The organism is Paraburkholderia hospita (assembly GCF_002902965.1).
Lineage (GTDB): Bacteria > Pseudomonadota > Gammaproteobacteria > Burkholderiales > Burkholderiaceae > Paraburkholderia > Paraburkholderia hospita.
This window is the reverse complement of sequence record NZ_CP026105.1, coordinates 1,022,789-1,046,972: the sequence shown is the minus strand read 5'-3', so window position 1 is coordinate 1,046,972 and position 24,184 is coordinate 1,022,789. Positions and strand designations below refer to the sequence as shown.

Genomic DNA, 24,184 nt, shown 5'->3' with positions numbered 1-24,184 from the left:
CTTATCGCGTGAGGTAATGTCTCAACCCCTATCCGGACCGTTACAGCCCGGCATTCGCTTTCTCCGTCCTCCCATACCTGCACAATCAACAGCGTCCCTTGCGGTTCGCCTGCCAGCCGTAATGCGCTGGCAACCATACAGGCTTACCACGTTCCCGGCATGTCACACGACTGACGTAGGTTCTGCCTATCCCCCGGTGGCTTGACAACGACGTAGCCCAAATTCTAAGTGGACTAACCAGCCACGTACCTTTTGGTTAGAGCCCGATGTTCAAGCAGCTTTGGCTCCTCACTGGTAACGAGGTTTATCAGCAGTTCACATACGTTAACCCTATCAGCCAGCCTAGCTCCTCGACCCCTTTGCTGCTAGGAGTGTCCAGACCCAATCCCTCGCGGGAAAGGCCTGCCCGAAACATCCGGGGGCTACATTGTCAGAAGAGCTTCACACCCCACCGTTGCCAGTGACGCATGTCTTCCTAGGCTACTGCTGGTCGTACAGCAGGTTCACTTCCTCACCCGGACAGCAGGCGAGGCAAAACAATGACACACCGAGCTTTCGCTCGTATCGGTTCGCGAATCCATTGCCGCTGGCGGCGCAGGAATTGCATACATCACTCCACCCTGTCGGCGGAGGTGAAGCCGCTGACGGGGCGGAACCTGACGGTAATCAGGTCAATGCAATGCGAGCTCTCAGAGAATGTGCTCTACCGAGACCCGTAAGGACGAGACCCGGCAAACCTCTACCGGCTCTCGCTTCGCTACAAGAGATACCCCACTTCTGAGCAGTTGCGTCGAGGGACTCACGCCCCTTCCCGATGCTCCGCGTGGTATCTTCGCGACCGGTTAGGCTCATACAGACGCCTCCTTTGCCGCTAGTCGATGCCCCTTACGTTGGGGCTACCCGGACACGAGCGTGCGTGTCGCACTAGAATCGCCAGTTTAGAACATTCCGCCCACGCCCGAACCCAGGCGCCGCCATCATGTCTTCCGCTCCCCCTCAAGCGTTGCAGCCGTCGACGATCGCATGCGACATTTTCTGCGCGGTGATCGACAACTTTGGCGACATCGGCGTCTGCTGGCGGCTTGCGCGACAACTCGCGGGTGAGCATGACTGGCAGGTGCGCGTCTTCGTCGATGATCTGCACGCGTTTCACAAGCTCAATGCATCCGTCGATGTGAAAAGCGCGCGGCAGACGGTGGACGGCATCGTCGTCGAGCACTGGCACGAGCCGGCCCACGTGGGCGATACGCTGCAGGTCGCGGACGTCGTGATCGAAGCGTTCGCGTGCGAGTTGCCGCACGTGTACGTCGAGGCGATGGCGCGGCGCGAGCGCGTGCCCGTCTGGTTCAACCTCGAGTATCTGAGCGGCGAGGACTGGGTCGCGGACTTCCATTTGCGGCCGTCGCCGCATCCGCGTCATGCGCTGAACAAAACGTTCTTCTTCCCTGGGCTCGGCAAGGGCACGGGCGGCGTGCTGAAGGAGCGCGATCTCGACACGCGACGCGCGGCCTTCGAAGCGTCACCCGACGCGCGCGCCGCCTGGTGGCGAGCGAAGACAAGCAGCGCGCCGCCGTCGAAGGACGCCACCGTCGTCTCGCTGTTCGCCTACGAGAACCCTGCCGTCGACAGCCTGCTCGAGCAATGGCGCGACGCCGAACGCGAAATCGTTCTGCTCGTGCCCGAAGGCCGCATTTCGGGCGCCGTTGCACGGTTTTTCGGCCTGCCGTCGTTCGCGGCGGGCACGCATACGTCGCGCGGCAGCCTGCGCGCGCACGCGCTCGCGTTCACCGACCAGCCCGGCTACGACGAACTGCTGTGGGCGAGCGACATCAATTTCGTGCGCGGCGAGGATTCGTTCGTGCGCGCGCAATGGGCCGCACGGCCGTTTGTCTGGCACATCTACCCGCAAGCCGATGACGCCCATCTGCCGAAGCTCGACGCCGCCCTCGCGCACTACGCGCACGGCCTTCCCGCCGCCGCCCGCGCCGCGCTCGGCCGTTTCTGGCATGCGTGGAACGGCAACGGCACGCCCGACTGGGCCGACCTGCAACGCCACCGTCAGCTGCTAGATACACGCGCAGCCGACTGGGCGCGTGAACTCGCGTCGATCGGCGATCTCGCCGGAAATCTCGCCGAATTCGCAAAAAGTCAGTTAAAATAAGCGGTTATCCAACGGCCGACGACGCAAGCGCGGCACGGCGGCCAGACCGGCGGCGGATCGAAAGTCTGCCTTCACGGCTGTGTCAGTCAGTGCCACACGCGTACGCGCCCGCTTCGGGTAAAAGAAGCAGACGGACGAAGCACGGAACAAGGCGTCAGGGAACATCGGCGCCACTCCGGCAAGCACCGGCCCCGCTCACCGCGCACTCCAGCTCGATCTGCCTTCAGGTTGCTGAACGAGATGTCAAGCGCGCGCCGGGCGCCGAACCCGCTTACGCCGTATGCCGTTGAGCAAAAGTTGAAGCACCTTATTTCGTACAGGACAGTTTTATGAAGATCGCTCAAGAACTCCGCACCGGCAACGTGGTGATGATCGGCACCGACGCGATGGTCGTGCAGAAGGCCGAATACAACAAGTCGGGCCGTAACTCCGCCGTCGTCAAGATGAAGTTCAAGAACCTGCTGACGGGCGCGGGCATGGAAAGCGTGTACAAGGCGGACGACAAGTTCGACGTCGTCTTGCTGGACCGCAAGGAAGTCACGTACTCGTACTTCGCCGACCCGATGTACGTGTTCATGGACGCGGACTACAACCAGTTCGAAGTCGAAGCCGAAATGATGGGCGACGCGCTGAACTACCTCGAAGACGGCATGGCTTGCGAAGTTGTGTTCTACAACGAGAAGGCGATCTCGGTCGAACTGCCGACCACGCTGGTCCGCGAAATCATCTACACGGAACCGGCTGTCAAGGGCGACACGTCGTCGGGCAAGGTGCTCAAGACGGCCAAGCTGAACACCGGCTTCGAACTGCAAGTCCCGCTCTTCTGCAACATCGGCGACAAGATCGAAATCGACACGCGTACCAACGAATATCGCAGCCGCGCATAAATTTGAATCGCGCCACACTGCATTCGTCTTAAGCCCTGAGTCAACTCAGGGTTTTTGAATTAAAAAGCGCCCTTCGGGGCGCTTTTTCTTTTTTTCGCGACCGTGTATGGTGGTGGAAAACTTTACCGGCCAGTCATGCAATTTTGCCAGGTCGGCTCGCGCGGCCGGTGTTTTTAGCCCGCGCTCACGTCGGTTTTCAAGAAAGTCCGGTTGGGCACGCCTTCTGCTTACCGAATAGTTCAGGCCTATAAGGCTTTCGTACATTCGAAAACGGGAGGTTTCATGAACAACGATATCGCTGAAGGCAAGTGGAAACAGATGATCGGCAAGGCGAAAACCGCGTGGGGCGAACTCACGGACGACGAACTGACCAAGGCGGAAGGCCGCGCCGACAAGCTGGCGGGTCTGATCCAGGAGCGCTATGGCAAGACCCGCGACGAAGCGGAACTCGAAGTGCGCCGTTTCTTCGACAGCAACCGGCCCTTCTGATCGGGGTCGCGTCCAGCCCGCCACGCCTACCGGGAGGGAGCATTGGCCGCTCAAGCTCACTCATCAAGCGTCCGTGCGTGCGGCGCCGCCTACGGCGAGCCGCGTGCGTCGGGCATCCGTCCATCTGAACAGTTGCGCTCGATATGCCACATGCCCTGATTGTCGAAGACGATCCTAATAGCCTGTCAGGCCTGTCCGCGATTCTCGCCGCCGACGGATTCTCCGTCGACACCGCGATCACGCTTTCCGAAGCACGCGCAGCCCTGACACGCTTCATCCCCGACGTCGTGCTGGTCGACCTGAATCTGCCCGACGGCGGCGGGCTCGACCTGCTCCAGCATCTGCCCGCGCAGCCGCCCGGCGGCGCGTTGCCCGTGATCGTGATGACGGGCAATGCGACGGTCGAAAGCGCGATCGAAGGCTTGCGCCACGGCATCTGGGACTACCTGCTCAAGCCCGTCAACATTCCACGCCTGCGCAGCCTGCTGGCGCGCATTCCGCGTCCGTACGAACTCACCGAGGAAGTACAGACGCTGCGCGCCAAGCTGCGCCGCATGGGCCGCTTTGGGCCGATGATCGGTCGCAGCGGCGCGATCCAGCATATCTACGATTCGATCGAGCACGTCGCGCCGACAGAAGCGGCCGTGCTGATTTCGGGTGAAGCGGGCACCGGCAAGGAAGTCGCCGCGCGCACGCTGCACGAGATGAGCCGGCGCCGCAAAGGCCCGTTCGTCGTGCTCGACTGCCGCTCGGCTCAAGCCGTCGCGGGCGGGCGGCCGCTCGACAGTCTGCTGTTCGGCCACGAACGCGGCGCGTTCGGCGGCGCGGAGCAACGCGAGCCCGGTCTCTTCGAACAGGCGAGCGGCGGCACGCTTTTCATCGACGAGATCACGATGCTGCCGCGCGCGCAGCAGGAAGCGCTGCTGAGCGCGCTCGATTCGCAGACGTTCATGCGGGTCGGCGGCACGAATCAGGTGGCGACCGATTTCCGGCTGATCGCATCGACACGCAAGGCACCGCGCTCGGCCGTCGCCGAAGGCACGCTGCATCAGGATCTCGGCTTGCGCCTCGAAGCGGCCGCGCTGTCGCTGCCGCCGCTGCGCGAGCGCGGCGACGACCCTGCTCTCTTCGCGCAGGCGCTTGTCGACGAACTGAACGATGAAGCCAACGCGCGCGGTGTCGCGGATGCGACCAAGCTGATCGGGCCGAATTTCGTCCGCGAATGTCTGGCGTATGAATGGCCGGGCAATGTGCGCGAGTTGCAGGACCGCGTGCGGCGCGCGTATCACGCATCCGGCGACGTGCTGGAGACGCTGCGCGCCGACGAAGGCAACGGCGCAGGCGGCCGCGATCTGAACGGGGGCCGCGTGCAGGTCACCGTCGGCACGCCGCTCGCCGATGTCGAGGAAATGCTGATTCGCGCGACGCTCGACGCCGTCGGCGGCACGCGGCATCGCGCGGCGTCGCTGCTCGGCATCAGTCCGAAGACGCTGTACAACAAACTGCAGCGCATGCGCCTGAACTGAAGTCGCGCGTCACAAAAACAAAAAGGACGGGTTCCGATTGGACCCGTCCTTTTTTATTTCGACCGCGAGGTGAAGATCAGCCCGCGAACGCCTCGCGCAACAACGCCTGCGCTTGCTGATACTGCGGCTCGTCCATCAGTTGCGCCCACGATAGCGCGTCGCCGCGCGGCCGCATCCGTTCGAGACGCTGCCTCGATTCCTCCGACGGCATAAAGCGCAGCGCGTCGAGCACCTTGCCCGCCTCGTCGGGCTGATTGCAGATCAGCACCATATCGATACCCGCTTCGAGCGCGGCCGTCGCGGCTTGCGTCAGCGTGCCGCCCTGGCGCGCGGCTTCCATCGACAGATCGTCGCTGAAAATCGCGCCCTCGAAGCCGAGCTTCGTGCGCAGAATGTCCTGAATCCACACGCGCGAGAAACCCGCCGGCTTGCTGTCGACCTTCGGGTAAATCACATGCCCCGGCAGCACCGACGCAAGCGACAAGCCGAGCCAGTCGTACGGCGTGACGTCTTCGCCAAGAATCTCGTCGAGCGTGCGTTCGTCGACGGGCACGGCGACGTGCGAATCCGCCGACGCAAACCCGTGCCCCGGAAAATGCTTGCCGCAGTTCGCCATGCCCGCAAGCGCGAGCCCGTGATTGAGGCTCTTCGCGAGCATCGTCACGACGCGCGGATCGCGATGGAATGCACGGTCGCCGATCACCTGCGAATGGCCGTAGTTCAGATCGAGCACGGGCGTGAAGCTCATGTCGATACCGCACGCGCGCAGCTCGGACGCAAGCACGTAGCCGACGGCCGTCGTCACCTTGGTCGCGCGCAGCACGTCGTCGTCCCACAGCGTGCCGAGCTTGCCCATTGCGGGCAACACCGTGAAGCCGTCGGTGCGAAAGCGCTGCACGCGGCCGCCTTCGTGATCGACGGCGATCAGCAGATCGTCGCGTATGTTGCGGATCGCATCCGTCAGCGCGACGAGTTGCGTGCGGCTCTCGAAGTGGCGCGCGAACAGGATCACGCCGCCGGTCATCGGATGTGCGAGGCGGCGCTCGTCGTCGGCGTTCAAGGTCTTGCCGACGACGTCGAGCATCACCGGGCCAGGAGTCAGTTTCATCGGGTTCGTGAAGGAAAAAGGAAGAACGCGGCGCAGTGTTCGCGCCGCGTCGAAAGAATCAGGCAGAGGGGTCAGCAGTCTCGGCGATCACGAATGAAACCGCGTAATCGCGCTCATCGGACAAAGTCACTTTCGACGTGATGCCGCGCTCGGCCAGCCAGTCGGCGAGTTCGCCCGACGCGACGCACATCGGACGGCCGCTCGGTTCGTTCAGCGTCTGCAGTGCGCGCCACGTCATCGGCCAGCGCATGCCGAGTCCGATCGCTTTCGAGAACGCTTCCTTGACGGAGAAGCGCGTCGCGAGAAACGCGAGGCCACGCACCTGCGAGCGTGCATTGCGCGCGTGATAAATGCGCAGCTCATCGGGGCCGAGCACTTTCTCGGCGAAGCGTCCGTTGGTGCGCTCCATCACCGCCGCGACGCGGCTCACCTGAACGACGTCGGTGCCAATCCCGTAGATCGCCATACGTGTACCGTCGCTATCCGTTGTGTGCGTTGTGTGTGCCGTGCTTCGTCAGGCGCGCGCTGCGAGACGCGCGGCGACCATGATCGCCTTCATCTCGCGCACAGCGTTGTCCCAGCCCGCGAAGATCGCATGCGCGACGATCGCGTGGCCGATGTTCAGTTCGACGATGCCTTCGATCGCCGCAATCTGCTGGACGTTTGTGTAATGCAGGCCGTGACCCGCGTTGACCTTCAGTCCCAGCGACGCGCCGAACTCGACGCCGCGTACGATGCGCTCGTACTCGCGCTGCTGTTCGCTCGCGTCGTGCACTTCCGCGTAAGCGCCCGTGTGCAATTCGATCACGGGCGCGCCCGCTTCGTGCGCGGCGCGAATCTGCGCTTCGTCGGCATCGATGAAGAGCGACACGCGCGAGCCGGCGTCAGCCAGTTGCTTGCAGGCGGCACGCACCGCCTCGAAGTGCCCGACGACGTCGAGGCCGCCTTCCGTCGTGAGTTCCTGGCGCTTTTCCGGCACGAGACACACGTCGTGCGGCTGCACTTCGCATGCGATGTCGAGCATTTCCTGCGTCACCGCGCATTCGAGGTTCATGCGCGTCTTCAGTTGCGAGCGCAGCGCGCGCACGTCGGCATCGACGATATGACGGCGGTCTTCGCGCAGATGCAGCGTGATCGCGTCGGCGCCCGCCTCTTCAGCCTGCAACGCGGCGCGGATCGGATCGGGATAGGACGTGCCGCGCACATTTCGCAGCGTAGCGACGTGATCGATGTTCACGCCGAGGTCGATCACAGTCGGAGAAGTCAGAAAGAAGCTCATAGATTCTGCAGGTCGATCAGGATCTGGCGGGTCGCGAGCGGCGTGCCGCCCAGATAGGTGTTGAGCAAAAAGCGCATCAGCGTCTTGCTTTGCGCGACGGTCTGCGCTCGATGGTAATCGTCCTGCTCCATGTCGAGCAAGGTCTGTCCGATGATCACAGGCCAGTTCGAAGGATGCTCGTCGGATGCTTCGCGCACGCCGCGCTCGGGATCGAACACGTAGCGGCCTTCAGGCACCACGGCCTTGCGCGCCACCGTGCGATTGAGCGACATCGCGTAGCCGGTTTCGCGCAGCAACACGCGCTCGAACGAACGCAGCACCTGCACGGGCGGTTCGTCGTGCGCAAGGCGCGTCAGCGTGACGACGTAGTGATGGAACAGTTGCGGATGCGGATCTTCGCGCGCGAGAAACTTGACGAGCAATTCGTTCACGTAGAAGCCGCACAACAGCGCGTCGCCGGCGAGCGGCAACATGCCGCCGACCCACTCGGCGCCCGTCAGCGTGCGCATCTCGGACTTGCCGGACCATGCAAGCGATAACGGCTGGAATGTCTGCAGCACGCCGCGCAGCGCGGAATGCGGACGCTTCGCGCCCTTCGCGACGAGGGCAATGCGGCCGTGATCGCGCGACAGCACGTCGACGATCAGGCTCGTCTCGCGATAGGGATAGCTATGCAGCACGAACGCTGGCTGCTCGGAGATACGGAAGTCGGATGCTGGCGCACGCGGCACGCGCGACGTCGAACGACGGCCTGATGTCTTGCGCAGCGCGGCTTCGGCGTGATCGCCGCCTTCGCCGAAGTCATCGCCGTCCTGGCGCGATGCGCTGCGTTTCGTCGAACGTGCGGGACGCGCCGGCTTTGCGCGGGGCGGCGGCGCGAACGAAGCCGGCTGCTCGTCGTGAGCGGAGGCGTCGTCGGAATCGGCGTCGGGTTGTGTTTCGTTCGGCGGCGTCATCCACGCGTCAGATTGGGTGTCCGGTGCGCCGTCATTCGTAACCATAGGCGCGGAGTCCGGCTTCATTGTCGGCCCAGCCACTCTTCACCTTGATGAACGTCTCGAGATACACGGGGCCGTCGAACAGCTTCTCCATGTCGAGGCGCGCTTCCGTACTGATCTGCTTCAGCTTCGCGCCCTTCTGGCCGATGATCATCGCCTTGTGCATATCGCGCTCGACGAGGATCGTCGCGAAAATGCGGCGCAAGCGCCCTTCCGTCTCGAACTTGTCGATCAGCACCGTGCTCGTGTACGGCAGTTCGTCGCCTGTCCAGCGGAACACTTTCTCGCGCAGGATTTCGGCGGCGAGGAAGCGCTCACTGCGATCGGTCAGATCGTCTTCGCCGTAGATCGGCTGGCCTTCGGGCAGATACGGCTTGACGGTCGCCAGCAGGCGCTTGATGTCGTCGGGATTCTTCGCCGACAGCGGCACGATTTCCTTGAACTCGCGCAGCGCGCTCATCTGCTGCATGAACGGGAACAGCGAATCCTTGTCGTTTACGCGGTCGAGCTTGTTCGCGATGAGCAGCGTCGGCGCGGATTTCGGGATCAGGTCCAGCACCTTCTGGTCGTCGGGGCCGAAGCGGCCGGCTTCGATCACGAACAGCACGGCATCGACGGAAGACAGCGTCGATGTCACCGCGCGATTCAGCGAGCGGTTCAACGCGCTGCTGTGACGCGTCTGGAAGCCGGGGGTGTCGACGAACACGTACTGCGCGTCGTCGATCGTGTTGATGCCCGTGATGCGATGGCGGGTCGTCTGCGCCTTGCGCGACGTGATGCTGACTTTCTGGCCGACGAGCGCGTTCATCAGCGTCGACTTGCCGACGTTCGGGCGGCCGACGATTGCGACCATGCCGCAGCGAAAACCAGTGGGAGTGGGAGCGTTCATATTCGTACTACGGCAGGTTCGTGTGGACGCGCGTCAGGTCGAGCGCATCCACGTCGTATAGCGTTCAATGACCGGCATCGGCCACGCGGGTGTGCACCGCGCCGGCGACGCCGGGTTCGAGATCGCCCGCGCTTGCGCCGGGAGCGGCCTCGCGGGCGCGCGACGCGGTTTTGTCCGCGCCGCGAGTGTTGGTGTCGGGTTTTTCGGCGTGCTTTTCCGCAGATTTGTCGGCGGGTTTGTCCGACGCCTTGTCAGCCGATTTTTCGACAGGCTTCTCAGGCGTCTTTTCCACTGCACGCGCCGGCGTGTCGGGCTTGTCCTGGCTTTGGCGCTCTGCCGGACGGTCGGCCAGTTTCAATACCGTTTCCGGTTTGTCTGCCACGCGCGTGGCGCGCTCGGCCTTGTCGCCGCTCGCGGATTCCTGGCTGTACTCGACATGCGCCGCGCGTATGACCGCGAGCGGCGCCGCCGCAGCCACCTGTCCCGCCGACGGCACCTCGGGCGTCACCGGCTTCGCCTCGGCGGCGCGTGAGGCTCTATCTGACCTGCGCGTATCGGGCGCACGCAGATCGAGCGCCGCCTGAACGCCTGTCACGCCCGGCACGATTTCGGACTCGGCCTGCTTGGCCGCGCGCGCGCTCTTCGAGCGCTTCGGCTTGGCCACCATGGCGGGCGCCGCCGCCATCACCTCGTCGAGCGCCTTCTTCGCCGCGGCCTGCTCGGCAGCACGACGGCTCGCGCCTGAACCGGAAACCTTTACGTCCAGCTTCGGCACGGTGCACTCGACTTCGAACTGCTGATTGTGCGCCGCACCATGCGTGGCGACGACGGTATAAGTCGGCAACGGAATCTTGTGGCCTTGCAGATACTCTTGCAGCAAGGTCTTGGCATCCTTGCCGAGGGTGCGTGGGTCGATGTGATCGAGAATCGGCACGTACAGGCGCTTGATGACCGTCTGAGCCGCGTCGAACCCGCTATCGAGAAAGATCGCGCCCAGAATGGCTTCCAGCGTGTCAGCGAGAATCGACGGGCGGCGGAAACCGCCGCTGCGCAATTCGCCTTCGCCGAGCCGCAGGCTCTCGGAAATATTCAGGGCCTGAGCAATCTCGTACAGCGACTGTTGCTTGACCAGATTCGCGCGAACGCGGGACAGATCACCCTCGTCCAGCTTCCCGAAACGTTGGAACAAAAGCGCAGCCACCGCGCAATTCAGAACGGAGTCGCCGAGAAATTCCAGCCGCTCGTTATGCGTGGCACTGTGACTGCGGTGAGTTAAAGCCTGACGCAACAATTCCGCATTGCGAAATTCGTAGCGCAAACGGCTTTCCAACGGAGATAGGGGCATGTGCAGAGTATAACGCGGGCGCACCACGGGGCGGAGAGTGTGAGCCTCGCAGCCCCGGCGCCGAAAAAGCGTGTTGTAGCGACGTTACCGCGCGTTGTTAAAGTAGCGTGATAACACGTCGCGCTCGATGCGCGACGTGTTGCGCGGGTTCAGCGCGCATCGTCTTGCGATGCGCGAGTGGCGATCAATGGAAGCCGCCGATGCGTTTCAAATTGCTGAAGTTCATCCAGATGAAGAACGCGCGACCGACGATGTTCTTGTCCGGTGCGAAGCCCCAATAGCGGCTGTCGGCACTGTTGTCGCGGTTGTCGCCCATCATGAAGTAGTTACCCGGCGGCACCTTGCACGTGACACCGCGTGCGTCGTACTTGCAGTTATCTCGATAAGGGAAGTCTTCCGCGCCGACGATGAACGGCGGCACGGCCGGGTTATTGAGAATGCGGTTCTTGCGCCCGTCGAGGTCTTCTTCGAACTGCTTTGCGTAGCCGATGCGCTCTTCATCGAAGTAATCGGGCAGCGGTGTTTCGGGCACGGGCTTGCCGTTGATCGTGAGCTGCTTGTCCTCGTACGAGACGACGTCGCCAGGCAGGCCGATCACGCGCTTGATATAGTCGACCGATTCATCCTTCGGATAGCGGAACACGACGACATCGCCACGTTGCAGCGGACGGCCTTCCGTGACCTTCGTATTCGTGATGGGCAGACGGATGCCGTAATCAAACTTGTTGACGAGGATGAAGTCGCCGACGAGCAGCGTCGGCACCATCGAACCAGACGGAATCTTGAACGGCTCGACGACGAACGAACGCACGACGAACACGACGAGAATCACCGGGAAAAAACTCGCCGTGTATTCGAGCCACCACGGCTGGCGAAGCTTTTCGTCACGCAGGCGCGCGCGTGTGGCGGGCGCATTCTCATCGGCGAAGCGTTCGCCGACGCGTGCCTGCTGATTGTCGAACTCGGCGACGGCGGCTTCCGCCGCGCGGCGCCGCTTTGGCAGGAAAACCAGTTTGTCCGCGACCCATGCCACGCCCGTAAAGATCACGAGCACAAAAAGAATCAGCGCAAAATTCATAAGGTTCCAGTTCTTAGTCTTATTTGTCTTCGACGCGCAGAATCGCGAGGAAAGCCTCTTGCGGAATCTCGACGGAGCCGACCTGCTTCATCCGCTTCTTACCTTCCTTCTGCTTTTCCAACAGCTTCTTCTTACGCGTAATGTCGCCGCCGTAGCACTTTGCCAGAACGTTCTTACGAAGTGCTTTGATGTTCTCGCGCGCAATGATGTGCGCGCCGATGGTTGCCTGGATGGCGACGTCATACATTTGACGCGGAATGATTTCACGCATCTTCGCAGCGACTTCGCGGCCGCGATATTGGCTCTGAGAACGGTGAACGATCACCGACAACGCGTCGACCTTGTCGCCGTTGATCAGCATGTCGACCTTCACGACGTCCGACGCGCGATATTCCTTGAACTCGTAGTCCATCGACGCGTAGCCGCGCGACACCGACTTCAACCGGTCAAAGAAGTCGAGCACGATTTCGCCCATCGGGATCTCGTACGTCAGCTGAACCTGGCGGCCGTGGTACTGCATGTTGATCTGCGAGCCGCGCTTTTGCGTGCACAGCGTAATCACCGCGCCGACATAGTCTTGCGGCATGTACAGGTTCACGGTGACGATCGGCTCGCGCACTTCTTCGATCTTCGACGGGTCCGGCATCTTCGCCGGATTCTCGACCGTCATGATCGAGCCGTCACGCTGCACGACTTCATAGACCACGGTCGGCGCGGTGGTGATCAGATCCATGTCGAACTCGCGCTCCAGCCGCTCCTGGACGATCTCCATGTGCAACAGACCGAGGAAGCCGCAACGGAAACCGAAGCCGAGCGCCTGGGACACTTCCGGCTCGTACATCAGCGAAGCGTCGTTGAGCTTGAGTTTTTCCAGCGATTCGCGCAGCGCGTCGTACTGGTTCGCTTCAACGGGGTAGAGACCGGCGAACACCTGCGGCTTCACTTCCTTGAAGCCGGGCAGCGGTTCGGCTGCCGGACGCTTGACGATGGTGACGGTGTCGCCGACCTTCGCCGCCGTCAGTTCCTTGATGCCGGCGATGATGAAACCCACCTGCCCTGCCGACAGCTCTTCCAGATTCTTCGATTTCGGCGTGAACACGCCGACGTGTTCGACGGGATATTCGGCGCCCGTCGCCATCATCCGGATCTTGTCTTTCGGACGCAGCGTACCGTTGACGATACGCACCAGCATCACGACGCCGACGTAGTTATCGAACCACGAGTCGATGATCAGCGCCTGCAGCGGCTCGTCCGTGCTGCCCTTCGGCGGTGGCACTTTCGCGATCAGCGCTTCGAGCACATCCTGGACGCCCAAGCCCGTCTTCGCGCTGCAATGCGTGGCGTCGGTGGCGTCGATGCCGATCACGTCTTCGATCTCGGTGATTGCGTTTTCGGGGTTCGCGGCCGGCAGGTCGATCTTGTTGAGCACGGGCACAACTTCCACGCCCAGTTCGATGGCCGTGTAGCAGTTGGCGACCGTTTGCGCCTCGACGCCCTGACTCGCGTCGACGACCAGCAGCGCGCCTTCACACGCGGAGAGCGAACGGCTGACTTCGTACGAGAAGTCGACGTGCCCGGGCGTGTCGATCATGTTCAGGTTGTACAGCTTGCCGTCGCGCGCGCGGTACGACAGCGCGGCAGTTTGTGCCTTGATGGTGATGCCACGCTCGCGTTCGAGGTCCATCGAGTCGAGGACCTGCGATTCCATCTCGCGGTCCGACAGACCGCCGCAAAGCTGGATGATGCGATCGGCGAGCGTCGACTTGCCATGGTCGATGTGCGCAATGATCGAAAAGTTACGAATATGATCCATTCAGTGCCGATCAAGCGAAAAAGGCGCGCTCTGACGATAGCGGAGCACGCCTTGTAAGTAAGTGAGTAGGGTAGCCCCCCTTCCTTACGGAAGAGGGGCCCCCTAAGAACCGTACGTGCGAGTTTCCCCGCATACGGCTCAAGCCCACAGCAAAGCTCTGTCTATGACGGAACCGGCTTAGTTACGGTAAGTCCCCCAGCGTGCACCCGCTGGTGACAGTGCGGATGAAGCAATACCCGGTTGGACAACCGATCTGACCCGCCGTGCATCCGATACTCCAGATGATGGTCGTGCCAGCCTGTTTCATCCGTCAGGGCACAGCCACAGTGCGCGCACAACCCGCTCTGTGACATGTACAGCTTCGCCCATTGCTTCCGATAGCGCATTGATTCCCACATACGCCCCTGTCGCAATTGCTCGCCGTACTGCTCCCACATGGGATCAAAAGGGTTGTACTCCCCTTTGATCTTGTCGTGGTATTTGATTGCCGTACCGCTCAACTGGTACAAATCAAGCAAACTTCGACTGCCATCGTCCCGAACAACGGGAGCGCTGAACACCCAGTGTCGATCCCCGACGACGTGAAAATACTTCTTTCTCACCCAGTCGGCTTTCTTCTGTGAGTGCCGTCTCTTCGACCACCGCCAGAGTTTCCTAAAAACCAGAAACTCCATGCGGCTGTACGCTTGCTTGGCTGATACGTGACGATGGTACTGTGCCCATCCTCGCAGCATCGGATTCAGCAGATTGATCAAGTCCTCCTGCTTTATCGCCTTGTGACCGCTAATCGTTTCCGCCACCTTGCGGTAGAACGCTTGCGCGTTCTTTTTGCTCGGCTTGATGAGCATCTTTCCCGAGTACTTCCGGAAATTCCACCCAAGGAAGTCGAAGCCGTCTGCTATGTGTGTAATACGCGTTTTCTCCTCGGAAAGTTGCAGACCTCGAACAGCAAGGAATGCTTCTACCCAAGGTCGAACTTCGCACCCCAGCACCTCTTTCGAGGCACCAGTGATGACAAAGTCATCCGCATAACGCACAACATTCACTTTCAGCTTCCGCGCCTTTCCGATCCCGAATTTCGCACGCATGTGCGCACCCAGTTCACGTTCCAGCCCGTTCAGCGTCACATTCGCCAGCGTCGGGGAGATGATCCCTCCCTGCGGCGTACCGGCCTCAGTCGCCTGTAGCTGCCCCTTATAAATCAGGCCAGCCTTCAACCACTTCCGGAGGATTTCCCTGTCCATCGGGACATGGTTTTCCAGCCATTCATGATTGATGTGGTCAAAGCAGCCCTTGATATCCGCTTCCAGTACCCATTGGGACGAATCCCTCCGGGACATACAAACGCGTATCTGAGCCATGGCGTCAGCCGTCGAGCGGTTGAGCCTGAACCCATAGGAGTTCGGGTCACTCGTCGACTCTGACACCGGCTCCAAGGCCAGTAGATACAGGGCCTGCATCGCCCTGTCCCGCATGGTCGGAATGCCCAGAGGGCGTTCTTTCCCATTGGCCTTGGGGATAAAGACCCTCCGTAATGGCAGAGGCCTGTATCCACGCCGCTTCAGCCTGCCGATGGCTTCCCATCGGCTTTCAGGCGAATCCCATAGTTCGCGATCGACTCCAGCCGTTCGCGCACCCTGGTTCTGCGTAACACGTCGTACCGCGTACAGCTTGGCGGACAACGTGCGGGTCAGCATTCGTTGCAGAGCTTTCACCCTGCGCCAATCACCTTCCCGCGTCGCCTTCGCAATTCGAATCTGCATCCCTCTCACGTTCCGCTCAACCCGACGCCAATCTACGGCGTACCAGTTGTCCGGCGCGTGGGAAAGCGCAGATCTGGTCTGTGGACCAAATACTTTCATGCTGCTCCCCTACTCGAAGAAGTGAGTCCCGAGCGGAGAACAGATCGCCCCTTGCGGGAGCGATCTGCTCCCGCAAAGGGGTAAATAACAAACACTGACGGCTAAGAAACCGCCAGCAATCACCAGTTCCAGCTTAAGGTCTGTCAGCCGTCTTGCGACGGTGGACCAGACGGAAGTCTGCCCGCTTTCGCGTGGAGTGATGTCGCACCCCTATCCGGACCATTACAGTCCGGCCTTCGCTTTTTCCGTCCTCCCATACCTGCACAATCAACGGCGTCCCTCACGGTTCGCCTGCCAACTCTACTGCGCTGGCAACCATACAGGCTTACCGCGTTCCCGGCATGTCACACGACTGAATTAGGTTCCGCCTTTTCCCCGGCGGTCCGATGACGACGTAACTCGAAGTTCCAGCGAGTTAACCGACCGCGTACCGTTTTGGTTAGAGCCTATCAGCAGCTTTGGCTCAGCAATAGTAACGAGGTTTATCAGCAGTTCACTTACATTAACCATCTCAGCCAGCCTAGCTCCTCAACCCGTTGTGCTGCTACGAGTATCCAGATCACCTCCCCACGGAGTTAATCTGCCCGAAACCTCCGGGGGCCACATTGTCAGAGGAGCTTCAAACCCCACCGTTGCCAGTGACGCATGTCCTCCTAGGCTACTGCTAGTCGTATAGCAGGTTCGCTACACTCATCGTGCTGCTGACGAGGCCGAACAATGACACACCGAGCTTTCGCTCGTACCTGCAGCGATCCGTTGCCCGAAGGCGCGGGAATTACATACATCAATCCGCTTGGTCAGCGGAGTTGAAGCCGCTGAGTGGGCGGAACCTGACGGTAATCAGGTTAATGCAATTACGATCAGCGATACGAAGACCTCTGCTCGTCTACGGCAACGGTTCCCGGTCTAAGCTAGCCACGGGTCTCGCTTCGCTACACAAGGGGTGGCCTCAAGGTGCCACCAAATGGGACGGCAATGCCGTCCAGTCGATACGACTCGCGTCGCACAAAACCTATCTATTTTAGCCGAAAAGGGGGTCGGCGGGCGGGACTTACGGGTAGCGGGCGTTATTCGTGCTATCTGGCCGCCCGCTTTCGGCCTGCAGGTTCGATAGCGCGTCGGCTGTGTTCACCGTGGCGGCGTTGCGTGATGCCCCGCCAGCGCCACACGGACCCGCGCTTCGTCGAGATGGTAATGACACAACTCGACGCCCTCATGAACCAGCACGGGAACCCAATCGTTGTAGCGCGCTTCGAGCGAAGGATCGGCGTCGATGTCGATCACTTCGAGTTGCGCGCCGAACTCTGCCAGCAAAGGCGCGAGCGCGGCGCGCATGTCGTCGCAGAGGTGGCACCACGCGCGTCCGTAGAGCGTGAGCGATGCCACCGCGTTGACCACGTCGCTTACTTCTGCGGCGCGCGCGGGCGAACGGGCACGAACTGCGTGTTTTCGCCGCGACGGACCAGCAGCGCGACCATCTTCGACGGGTCGAGATGCGCAGTCACTTCGTCGAACTGCTTCGCGCTCGTGACGTCCGTGTCGCCGACACGCAGAATGATATCGCCGCGCTGCAGGCCGACACGCGCGGCCGGACCGTCGACGGCATCGACCTGGACGCCGTTGCGCAGCTTGAGCGTCTTCATCTGGTCGGCCGGAATGTCGCTGACGGCCACGCCCAGCGCGTTCGATGCGCGCGGCTTCGGCGTCGGCGCCTTCTTCGGGTCGACCTTCGCCGTCTTGTCGGGCTGCATTTCGGCCACAGTCACAGGCAATTCGCGCGTCTGGCCCTTGCGCCACAGCGTGATCGTCGCCTTCGTGCCCGGCTTGGTGTCACCGACCATGCGCGGCAGGTCGGTCGCCGTATCCACATTGTGGCCGTTGAACTTCAGGATGATGTCACCCGGCTGCACGCCAGCCTTATCCGCCGGACCGCCCGGCTCGACGCTGCTGACGAGCGCGCCCTGCGCTTTCGGCAGACCGAGCGAATCGGCCACGTCCTTCGTCACTTCGCCGATCGCGACGGCAATCCGGCCACGTGTAACCTTGCCCGACGTTTTCAGCTGCTCGGCCACGCGCATCGCTTCGTCGATGGGAATCGCGAACGAGATGCCCATGAAACCGCCCGTGCGGCTATAAATCTGCGAGTTGATACCGATCACCTCGCCCTGCATGTTGATCAGCGGGCCGCCCGAGTTGCCGGGATTCACGGCGACGTCGGTCTGGATGAACGGCAGATAGTCGCCCGTGTCGCGCCCCTTCGCGCTGACGATACCCGCAGTCACCGTGTTCTCGAGACCGAACGGCGAACCGATCGCGACGACCCATTCGCCGACGCGCACCTTGTTCGAATCGCCGATCGGCACGGTCGGCAGATTCGTCGCGTTGATCTTCACGACGGCCACGTCCGTGCGGTCGTCGACGCCAATCAGCTTGGCCTTGAACTCGCGCTTGTCGGTGAGCGTGACGTAAATCGTGTCCGCGTCATCGATCACGTGCGCGTTGGTCATCACGTAGCCATCCGCCGACAGGATGAAGCCCGAGCCGACGCCGCTGTTCTGCTCGGAATCGCTGCCGCCGCTATCCGGCGCCTGGTCCTGGTCGCTGTTGCCGCCACGCGGCGAATTCGGAGAATTCGGCGTACCCGGCGATTGCGGCGACTGCGGCGACTGCGGGGAGTTAGGCATCGGAATGCCGAAGAAACGCCGGAAAAACTCCGACATGTCGCCGTCGTCCATGCCGGGCGGCAAGCCCCGCGTGGTATTGGTGACGCGCGCCGTGGTGCGGATGTTGACGACGGCCGGCCCGACCTTGTCGACCAGATCGGTGAAATCGGGCAGATTGGCAGCAGGCGCCGCCGACGCCGCATGCGGCGCGAGGGGCAGGCAAGCCACCAGTACTGCGGCCGCGAAGAATTTGCGCACCGAAAGAATCGTCATGTCGTAGGGGACCGAAGGATTACCTGGAAGGCTTGTATTCTATGGCAGCCGCAAATTGCTGCAACGTGGTCTGAGGCACTTCCCCGAGCAAGGTGATCCAGAAATCGCCGCGCCGCTTGACCAGCACGTGCGTCGCGCCGCTACTTCCCGCGCCTTCCTTGCGGGTGCTCTTTTCGACCGGCTCGACGAAGATCGAAATCGCGGCGAGACCGTCAGAGAACACCATCTGGTCGACGGGAATGGGCGGATTGGATGGATCGTCCGCCGCCATCGGCCGGCGCAGCTCGCGAATCTTGCGGAAACCCGCGACGGGAGACGTGACCTGCCAGCCCTGCGCTTCCATATCGACAGGCTCGACGGGCGGGCGTACCACCGTCCAGCCCGACGTGTTTTTAATACCGCTGGCGATCGGCGCCTTGTCCACGGGCACACCGATGCGAATCTGCGAAAACGACATCTGCTCGAGCACCTGACCGCTCGGGTCGAGCGTCTGCGCGCGTAGCAGCAGCCCCGTTTTCGTATCGGCCCACAGCTTGTAGGCGAAGCGGTTCGCGTCTTTCGGATCGAGTTCGATGACCTGGCTGTCGACGCCCGCCACGCGGTCCGTGCCTAGCATCTTCGGCTCGTAGACGGTCAGGACCTGCTCGCCGCTCGCCGACATCAGCGCCGGGAACGAGTCCTTGTTCTGCCGTTTTTCGACGACGCACAGATGCCGCTCCGGCACGAACGTGTACAGCTCGTCGTTGTGGCGCAGGATCTTGCGCGGCGCGCCGTCGAGGCTTTCGAGCGATTCGAACTCGCCGTCGTTACGCGTCGCGTAGTGGGCAATACGCGACGACTGCACGAAGTTGCCGCGCTGATAGAGGAACGTGCCTTCGTAGTTCTGCTGCTGCGCAGCCTGATGAACCCGGTTCAACAGTTCCGCCGCGCTGTGCCGGGTGGCAGAGTCGTCGGTTTGCGCGTAGGTGCGCGACGTGGCGGACAACATCACGGCTGCACAGAACAGAAATGCCGGCAGCCGCCCCCAGATAGTCGTTTTTTTCAACCGCAGACTCTGCATCAGACTAGTGGCCCTGCGTGGTCAGAGAAGCCGCGCGGAGCAACGGCATCGAACCCGATACAACGGGTTGAAGGCCGAACTGTTGATGCGCTTCCAGATATTGGTCGAGGCTCGCGTCACGGATGATGTTGCCGTCCGATCCATTGGCTTGAGCCGTGGTCGCGGCGGGCATCGAGGCCATCGCCACGCGCTGCACCGAGTCCCCATGCGGCGCCACCGAGGCGACCTGCGTCACGCCCGTACCGACGCCCGAGAGCTGCGGCATCACGATCCACGTCAGCGTCGCGGCGGCAGCCGCCACAGCGAACGCCGGGATCACCCGGCGGCGCAGCGCCAGCAGACGGCGCGTTGCCGGCACGGAAATCGGCGCCAGCACATGCGCCTCGCTTTCGAAGCGGGCCGCGAAACCGTTCAGAAACGCGCTGCTCGTTGCCGGGCTGACGGCCAGATCGTCGGAACGCAGTGCGTCCCCGATCAGGTGATAGCACGACCATGTCGCGCAGTCTTCACGACCCAGCGCGGCCAGAATTGTGTTTGGATGCTCGCCGTCGAGCAGTTCGCCGTCGACAAAAGCCGACAGACGCTCGCCTTGCGAGTTCGCTTGCGCATTCGATTGCATTGGCATCGAAACCGACCCCATGATGCTCCCCATCTTTACAGACACCCCGTAGTGACACCACTTAACCCAGAGACTGCGCCGCTGTCCGCGAGGACCGGCTGGCTGCTGTGTCGAACAGCTGCTACCAGCGCTTGCCTTCGGGTGTGTCAAGCAGCGGACGCAATTTTGCCGCAATGGCCTCACGAGCGCGGAAAATTCTTGATCTGACGGTGCCGATCGGGCAACCCATCATTTCAGCGATTTCCTCGTAGCTCAGACCTTCAATTTCACGAAGAGTTATGGCGGTGCGCAGTTCTTCCGGTAAAACCGCCATCGCAGCATTGACAGTCTCAGCGATCTGTTTGCTCATCAACATCGACTCGGGCGTGTTGATATCCCTTAGTTGGTCGGCGTCCGAGAAAGTTTCAGCTTCTTCTGCATCTGCTTCCGTCGAAGTGGGCGCTCGCCGGCCCTGGGTCGCAAGGTAATTCTTGGCCGTGTTGACGGCAATCCGGTACAACCACGTATAGAACGCGGACTCGCCGCGGAATTGGGGCAGCGCCCGGTATGCCTTGATGAAGGCATCCTGGGCCACATCCTCGACCTCAGCGGGATCCCGCACGAGGCGCGAGATCAGGCGGATGATCTTGCGGTGGTACTTGGCGACCAGCAGCTCGAACGCGGCCTTGTCGCCATTCTGGACGCGCTCAACCAGCACCTGATCTATTTCTTTTTCGCTCACCTGATAAATCCGTTAACTTTTGCGCGTGTAGCGGGGCACCATTGTAGCGTCCCCTCCACCGCGGCACGTTACGCCCGTAACAGCCGTTACAGTCTTTACAGCCAAGGCGCCCGGCCCGCCCCGCCAGGCCCGCGTTCAGACGTGCGCGCTGTGTCTCGCCAGTACGGCGATCTCGCGAAAAGCGCCGCGCCCGGCCATGTCGGCCGCGATCAGAAGCCGATGCAGCTTACCGCCATCTTCCTTGAGCCACAGCATCAGCAGGCTGTCGCTCCACTGGCTGCATCCAACGATACGGCCCTGAGCGCGTAATATTCCCGCCCGGTTCCAGACAGACAGTCCTTCCGGCCCGATTTTAAGGGCGCCCGGCTGATTGCGCGCATGACGGGCCGCTGACGCCGCCAGAATCGCGAACACGGCCGCGGCACCCACAACCGTCCAGGCAACGCCGAAGCGAGGCGCAATCGTCATGCAGACAGCCGCCACGGCAAAAGCGATGAAAAGAGCCGTCGCCAGATACAACGCGGCGGACCGCCGCAACGCTATGCGCTGCGAGGGTCCGCCGTTCACTGCGGTATCGGAAGCATGCGCCGACGTAGCCGGCAGCGACGCTATCGCCGTCAAATGCTTAGAAGCGCTTGAAAACCAGCGTGCCGTTCGTGCCGCCGAACCCGAACGAGTTCTTCAGCGCGACATCGATCTTCATCTCCCGCGCGGTGTTCGCGCAGTAGTCGAGATCGCATTCCGGGTCCTGGTTGAAGATGTTGATGGTCGGCGGCGACACCTGATGATGCACGGCCAGCACCGTGAACACCGACTCCAGGCCGCCCGCGCCACCCAACAGGTGACCCGTCATCGACTTCGTAGAGTTCACGACGATCTTCTTCGAGTGATCGCCGAATGCGCGCTTGATGCCCGTGGTTTCAGCCAGGTCGCCAAGCGGCGTCGACGTGCCGTGCGCGTTCAGGTAGTTCACCGAGTCAGGGTTAACGCCCGCGTTTTTCATCGCCGCGAGCATGCAGCGGCGTGCGCCGTCGCCGTCTTCCAACGGCGCCGTCATGTGATACGCGTCGCCACTCATGCCGTAGCCGCTGACTTCCGCGTAGATCTTCGCGCCGCGCGCCTTCGCGTGTTCGTACTCTTCGAGCACCATCACGCCCGCGCCCTCGCCGAGCACGAAACCGTCGCGGTCCTTGTCCCACGGACGGCTCGCCGTCGCCGGATCATCGTTACGCTGCGACAGCGCGCGCGCCGCCGCAAAGCCGCCGATACCCAGCGGCGAAACGGTCGATTCCGCGCCGCCCGCGATCATCACGTCGGCGTCGCCGTATTCGATCAGGCGCGAGGCCTCGCCGATGCAATGCAGACCCGTCGTGCATGCCGTCACCATCGACAGGTTCGGGCCCTTGAGACCGAATTTGATCGACAGATGGCCGGAGATCATGTTGATAATCGACGCAGGCACGAAGAACGGCGAAATACGGCGCGGGCCGCGGTTCAGCAGTTCCGTTTGCGTGACTTCGATCATCGGCAGGCCGCCGATGCCCGAACCGACCACCACGCCGACACGCTCCGCGTTCGCTTCGGTGATTTCGAGCCCGCTGTCCTTCATCGCCTGGAAGCCTGCAGCCACGCCGTAGTGGATGAACGTATCCATGTGGCGCGCTTCCTTGGCGGGGATGTAGTCTTCGATATTGAAGCCTTTCACCTCGCCGGCAAAACGCGTGGAGAAGTTCGACGCGTCGAACTTCGTGACGTTGGCGATGCCGGACTTGCCGGCGACCAGATTGGCCCAGCCGTCGGCAACATTATTGCCAACAGGCGAAATAAGCCCCAGGCCTGTAACAACAACACGACGACGGCTCACGGTAACCCCTTTTCCATAGATGACAAAACAAAAGCCACAGCAGCGTACAGGAAAGTGCCCTGTGAGCCCTGTGGCTGTTTAACCTGACGATCGCGCTGACCAGGGCGCTGACGAATACGCTGACCGGTGCACTGGCGGTGACGCCAGAACATGCACCAGTAAGCGCAATGGCGAAAGAGCCGACCTTTGCTGCATCGGCCAGTGCGCCTTGAACGACGCCGTCAGGCTTGCGCGCATGCGCATCGGCATTGACGCCTGCCCTCGTTGCACCGACGGGCGGCGCGACAGGGCCGCCGGTACGACGGACGCTGCGTTTTTCACAGCAGCCGAAGCAACCGGCCAGGCGCGAATGGCCTTAGGCCTTGACGTTAGCGCGAGCGTAGTCGATCGCTTGCTGAACCGTCGTGATCTTCTCGGCTTCTTCATCCGGAATTTCCATGCCGAATTCGTCTTCGAGAGCCATCACCAGCTCGACCGTGTCGAGCGAGTCAGCGCCGAGGTCGTTCACGAACGATGCTTCGTTCTTGATTTCCGCTTCGGCAACACCGAGTTGTTCTGCAACGATCTTCTTGACGCGCTGTTCGATATTGTCCATTACCCCTCCAAGGGAAAAAAGTTCATAAATACAGGTGCGCGCATTTTATCAGGTTTGCATCTGTAAAAAAGCGACGCACAAGGTTGCTGTAGAGCCGTTTAAATCCGCACTTCGAATGGCTTCAAGGCGCGGATAGTAACCGAATTCGATTACGACATATACATGCCGCCGTTCACGTGCAACGTCGTGCCGGTGATATAACCGGCCTGCGGCGATGCGAGGAACGTCACGGCGTGTGCGATATCTTCCGGGCTGCCGAGACGGCCGAGCGGAATCTGCGCCTTCAGCGCGGTTTGCTGTTCTTCGGGCAGCGTCTTGGTCATGTCGGTGTCGATGAAACCCGGCGCGACACAGTTCACCGTGATGCCGCGGCTGCCAATTTCACGAGCGAGCGCACGCGTCATGCCCGCCACGCCCGCTTTCGCTGCGGCGTAGTTCACCTGCCCAGGATTGCCCGCCGAACCGACCACCGACGTGATGTTGATGATGCGGCCGCCGCGCGCCTTCATCATCGGGCGCAGCACTGCGCGCGACAGACGGAACACCGACTTCAGGTTCGTGTCGATGACGGCGTCCCAGTCGTCGTCCTTCATGCGCATCGCGAGTTGGTCTTGCGTGATGCCCGCGTTGTTCACCAGCACGTTGAGCACGCCGAATTCCTTCACCGTGCCGTCGATCAGCGCTTCGGCCGCCGCCGCGTCGTTGACGTTGAGCACTGCGCCGCGGCCGTTCAGACCTTCGGCCTTGAACGCTTCCGTGATCGCATTCGCGCCGCTTTCGCTCGTTGCCGTGCCGATCACCGTCGCGCCCTGACGCGCGAGTTCGATCGCGATTGCGCGGCCGATGCCACGCGAAGCGCCCGTTACGATCGCAATCTGTTTATCGAGAGTCTTTTCCATCGTAGCTTTCCACAGTGCCCTGCACATGCAGGGCTGTTCAATTCTTTGCTGCCTT

At 61.9% G+C, this 24,184-nt stretch carries 22 protein-coding genes; 4 read left to right on the top strand and 18 right to left on the bottom strand.

Annotated elements, in window-relative coordinates:
- The first annotated feature begins 979 nt into the window (after positions 1–979).
- The 4 genes from earP to C2L64_RS04690 all read left to right on the top strand — a co-directional run bounded on the left by earP (position 980) and on the right by C2L64_RS04690 (position 5,063).
- Positions 980–2,161 carry an elongation factor P maturation arginine rhamnosyltransferase EarP gene (gene earP, locus C2L64_RS04705; protein WP_090835765.1) on the top strand — a complete coding sequence of 394 codons (1,182 nt, stop codon included), beginning with the start codon at positions 980–982 and terminating at the stop codon, positions 2,159–2,161.
- 329 nt (positions 2,162–2,490) lie between these two features.
- Positions 2,491–3,048, top strand: coding sequence for an elongation factor P (gene efp, locus C2L64_RS04700; protein ID WP_007741081.1), 558 nt, complete (start codon positions 2,491–2,493; stop codon positions 3,046–3,048).
- 282 nt (positions 3,049–3,330) lie between these two features.
- Positions 3,331–3,537 (top strand): CsbD family protein, encoded by a 207-nt coding sequence (locus C2L64_RS04695; protein ID WP_007741080.1) that lies wholly within the window; start codon positions 3,331–3,333, stop codon positions 3,535–3,537.
- Between the two features lie 143 nt (positions 3,538–3,680).
- The gene (locus C2L64_RS04690; RefSeq protein ID WP_090835766.1) at positions 3,681–5,063 is read left to right on the top strand and encodes a sigma-54-dependent transcriptional regulator; all 1,383 of its coding nucleotides are present in this window, start codon (positions 3,681–3,683) and stop codon (positions 5,061–5,063) included.
- A gap of 76 nt (positions 5,064–5,139) precedes the next feature.
- Here the strand turns inward: C2L64_RS04690 and nagZ are convergent, their stop codons facing one another.
- The 18 genes from nagZ to fabG form a co-directional block, all read right to left on the bottom strand.
- On the bottom strand, positions 5,140–6,171 hold the full coding sequence (gene nagZ, locus C2L64_RS04685; protein ID WP_090835767.1) for a beta-N-acetylhexosaminidase: 1,032 nt from the start codon (positions 6,169–6,171) through the stop codon (positions 5,140–5,142).
- Between the two features lie 58 nt (positions 6,172–6,229).
- Complete coding sequence (gene acpS / locus C2L64_RS04680; protein ID WP_079500000.1) at positions 6,230–6,637, bottom strand: holo-ACP synthase; 408 nt, start codon at positions 6,635–6,637, stop codon at positions 6,230–6,232.
- Positions 6,638–6,685: 48 nt separating this feature from the next.
- On the bottom strand, positions 6,686–7,450 hold the full coding sequence (gene pdxJ, locus C2L64_RS04675) for a pyridoxine 5'-phosphate synthase (protein WP_007741074.1): 765 nt from the start codon (positions 7,448–7,450) through the stop codon (positions 6,686–6,688).
- Positions 7,447–8,451 (bottom strand): DNA repair protein RecO, encoded by a 1,005-nt coding sequence (recO, locus tag C2L64_RS04670; protein ID WP_090835768.1) that lies wholly within the window; start codon positions 8,449–8,451, stop codon positions 7,447–7,449. The genes pdxJ and recO overlap by 4 nt, the downstream gene beginning before the upstream one ends.
- A complete protein-coding gene (gene era / locus C2L64_RS04665; protein WP_009770784.1) occupies positions 8,438–9,337 on the bottom strand; it encodes a GTPase Era in 900 nt (299 codons plus the stop codon). Before era ends, recO begins: the two co-directional genes overlap by 14 nt.
- 64 nt (positions 9,338–9,401) lie before the next feature.
- The gene (gene rnc / locus C2L64_RS04660) at positions 9,402–10,682 is read right to left on the bottom strand and encodes a ribonuclease III (RefSeq protein WP_090835769.1); all 1,281 of its coding nucleotides are present in this window, start codon (positions 10,680–10,682) and stop codon (positions 9,402–9,404) included.
- Positions 10,683–10,866: 184 nt separating this feature from the next.
- Positions 10,867–11,760 (bottom strand): signal peptidase I, encoded by an 894-nt coding sequence (lepB, locus tag C2L64_RS04655; RefSeq protein WP_007734561.1) that lies wholly within the window; start codon positions 11,758–11,760, stop codon positions 10,867–10,869.
- Positions 11,761–11,779: 19 nt separating this feature from the next.
- Positions 11,780–13,573, bottom strand: a complete 1,794-nt coding sequence (gene lepA, locus C2L64_RS04650) for a translation elongation factor 4 (RefSeq protein ID WP_103153671.1) — start codon at positions 13,571–13,573, stop codon at positions 11,780–11,782.
- Between the two features lie 161 nt (positions 13,574–13,734).
- Positions 13,735–15,435 carry a group II intron reverse transcriptase/maturase gene (ltrA, locus tag C2L64_RS04645; RefSeq protein ID WP_090835771.1) on the bottom strand — a complete coding sequence of 567 codons (1,701 nt, stop codon included), beginning with the start codon at positions 15,433–15,435 and terminating at the stop codon, positions 13,735–13,737.
- 1,128 nt (positions 15,436–16,563) lie between these two features.
- Positions 16,564–16,770, bottom strand: coding sequence for a glutaredoxin family protein (locus tag C2L64_RS04640; protein ID WP_244144556.1), 207 nt, complete (start codon positions 16,768–16,770; stop codon positions 16,564–16,566).
- A gap of 68 nt (positions 16,771–16,838) precedes the next feature.
- A complete protein-coding gene (locus C2L64_RS04635; protein ID WP_090835773.1) occupies positions 16,839–18,371 on the bottom strand; it encodes a DegQ family serine endoprotease in 1,533 nt (510 codons plus the stop codon).
- Between the two features lie 19 nt (positions 18,372–18,390).
- A complete protein-coding gene (locus C2L64_RS04630; protein WP_103153670.1) occupies positions 18,391–19,431 on the bottom strand; it encodes a MucB/RseB C-terminal domain-containing protein in 1,041 nt (346 codons plus the stop codon).
- Positions 19,432–19,435: 4 nt separating this feature from the next.
- Positions 19,436–20,071: a sigma-E factor negative regulatory protein gene (locus C2L64_RS04625; protein ID WP_090835774.1), complete on the bottom strand. Its 636-nt coding sequence runs from the start codon at positions 20,069–20,071 to the stop codon at positions 19,436–19,438.
- Between the two features lie 100 nt (positions 20,072–20,171).
- Positions 20,172–20,771 carry an RNA polymerase sigma factor RpoE gene (gene rpoE / locus C2L64_RS04620; RefSeq protein WP_007734577.1) on the bottom strand — a complete coding sequence of 200 codons (600 nt, stop codon included), beginning with the start codon at positions 20,769–20,771 and terminating at the stop codon, positions 20,172–20,174.
- A gap of 135 nt (positions 20,772–20,906) precedes the next feature.
- Positions 20,907–21,290, bottom strand: a complete 384-nt coding sequence (locus C2L64_RS04615; RefSeq protein ID WP_244144554.1) for a protein YgfX — start codon at positions 21,288–21,290, stop codon at positions 20,907–20,909.
- A 106-nt stretch (positions 21,291–21,396) separates the two neighbouring features.
- Positions 21,397–22,635 (bottom strand): beta-ketoacyl-ACP synthase II, encoded by a 1,239-nt coding sequence (gene fabF, locus C2L64_RS04610; protein ID WP_090835775.1) that lies wholly within the window; start codon positions 22,633–22,635, stop codon positions 21,397–21,399.
- A gap of 355 nt (positions 22,636–22,990) precedes the next feature.
- On the bottom strand, positions 22,991–23,230 hold the full coding sequence (acpP, locus tag C2L64_RS04605; RefSeq protein ID WP_004197638.1) for an acyl carrier protein: 240 nt from the start codon (positions 23,228–23,230) through the stop codon (positions 22,991–22,993).
- A gap of 149 nt (positions 23,231–23,379) precedes the next feature.
- A complete protein-coding gene (fabG, locus tag C2L64_RS04600) occupies positions 23,380–24,129 on the bottom strand; it encodes a 3-oxoacyl-ACP reductase FabG (protein WP_009770780.1) in 750 nt (249 codons plus the stop codon).
- Between the last annotated feature and the right edge of the window lie 55 nt (positions 24,130–24,184).

Coding starts and splice junctions, on each gene's coding strand:
- lepB (WP_007734561.1), bottom strand. CDS start 11,760: ATGAATTTTGCGCTGATTCTTTTTGTGCTCGTGATCTTTACGGGCGTG.
- efp (WP_007741081.1), top strand. CDS start 2,491: ATGAAGATCGCTCAAGAACTCCGCACCGGCAACGTGGTGATGATCGGC.
- recO (WP_090835768.1), bottom strand. CDS start 8,451: ATGGTTACGAATGACGGCGCACCGGACACCCAATCTGACGCGTGGATG.
- era (WP_009770784.1), bottom strand. CDS start 9,337: ATGAACGCTCCCACTCCCACTGGTTTTCGCTGCGGCATGGTCGCAATC.
- pdxJ (WP_007741074.1), bottom strand. CDS start 7,450: ATGAGCTTCTTTCTGACTTCTCCGACTGTGATCGACCTCGGCGTGAAC.
- lepA (WP_103153671.1), bottom strand. CDS start 13,573: ATGGATCATATTCGTAACTTTTCGATCATTGCGCACATCGACCATGGC.
- C2L64_RS04690 (WP_090835766.1), top strand. CDS start 3,681: ATGCCACATGCCCTGATTGTCGAAGACGATCCTAATAGCCTGTCAGGC.
- earP (WP_090835765.1), top strand. CDS start 980: ATGTCTTCCGCTCCCCCTCAAGCGTTGCAGCCGTCGACGATCGCATGC.
- rnc (WP_090835769.1), bottom strand. CDS start 10,682: ATGCCCCTATCTCCGTTGGAAAGCCGTTTGCGCTACGAATTTCGCAAT.
- fabG (WP_009770780.1), bottom strand. CDS start 24,129: ATGGAAAAGACTCTCGATAAACAGATTGCGATCGTAACGGGCGCTTCG.
- acpP (WP_004197638.1), bottom strand. CDS start 23,230: ATGGACAATATCGAACAGCGCGTCAAGAAGATCGTTGCAGAACAACTC.
- acpS (WP_079500000.1), bottom strand. CDS start 6,637: ATGGCGATCTACGGGATTGGCACCGACGTCGTTCAGGTGAGCCGCGTC.
- C2L64_RS04640 (WP_244144556.1), bottom strand. CDS start 16,770: ATGCGCGCCGCGCTCGCGCCTTTGCTGGCAGAGTTCGGCGCGCAACTC.
- C2L64_RS04635 (WP_090835773.1), bottom strand. CDS start 18,371: ATGACGATTCTTTCGGTGCGCAAATTCTTCGCGGCCGCAGTACTGGTG.
- ltrA (WP_090835771.1), bottom strand. CDS start 15,435: ATGAAAGTATTTGGTCCACAGACCAGATCTGCGCTTTCCCACGCGCCG.
- nagZ (WP_090835767.1), bottom strand. CDS start 6,171: ATGAAACTGACTCCTGGCCCGGTGATGCTCGACGTCGTCGGCAAGACC.
- C2L64_RS04695 (WP_007741080.1), top strand. CDS start 3,331: ATGAACAACGATATCGCTGAAGGCAAGTGGAAACAGATGATCGGCAAG.
- C2L64_RS04630 (WP_103153670.1), bottom strand. CDS start 19,431: ATGCAGAGTCTGCGGTTGAAAAAAACGACTATCTGGGGGCGGCTGCCG.
- C2L64_RS04625 (WP_090835774.1), bottom strand. CDS start 20,071: ATGGGGTCGGTTTCGATGCCAATGCAATCGAATGCGCAAGCGAACTCG.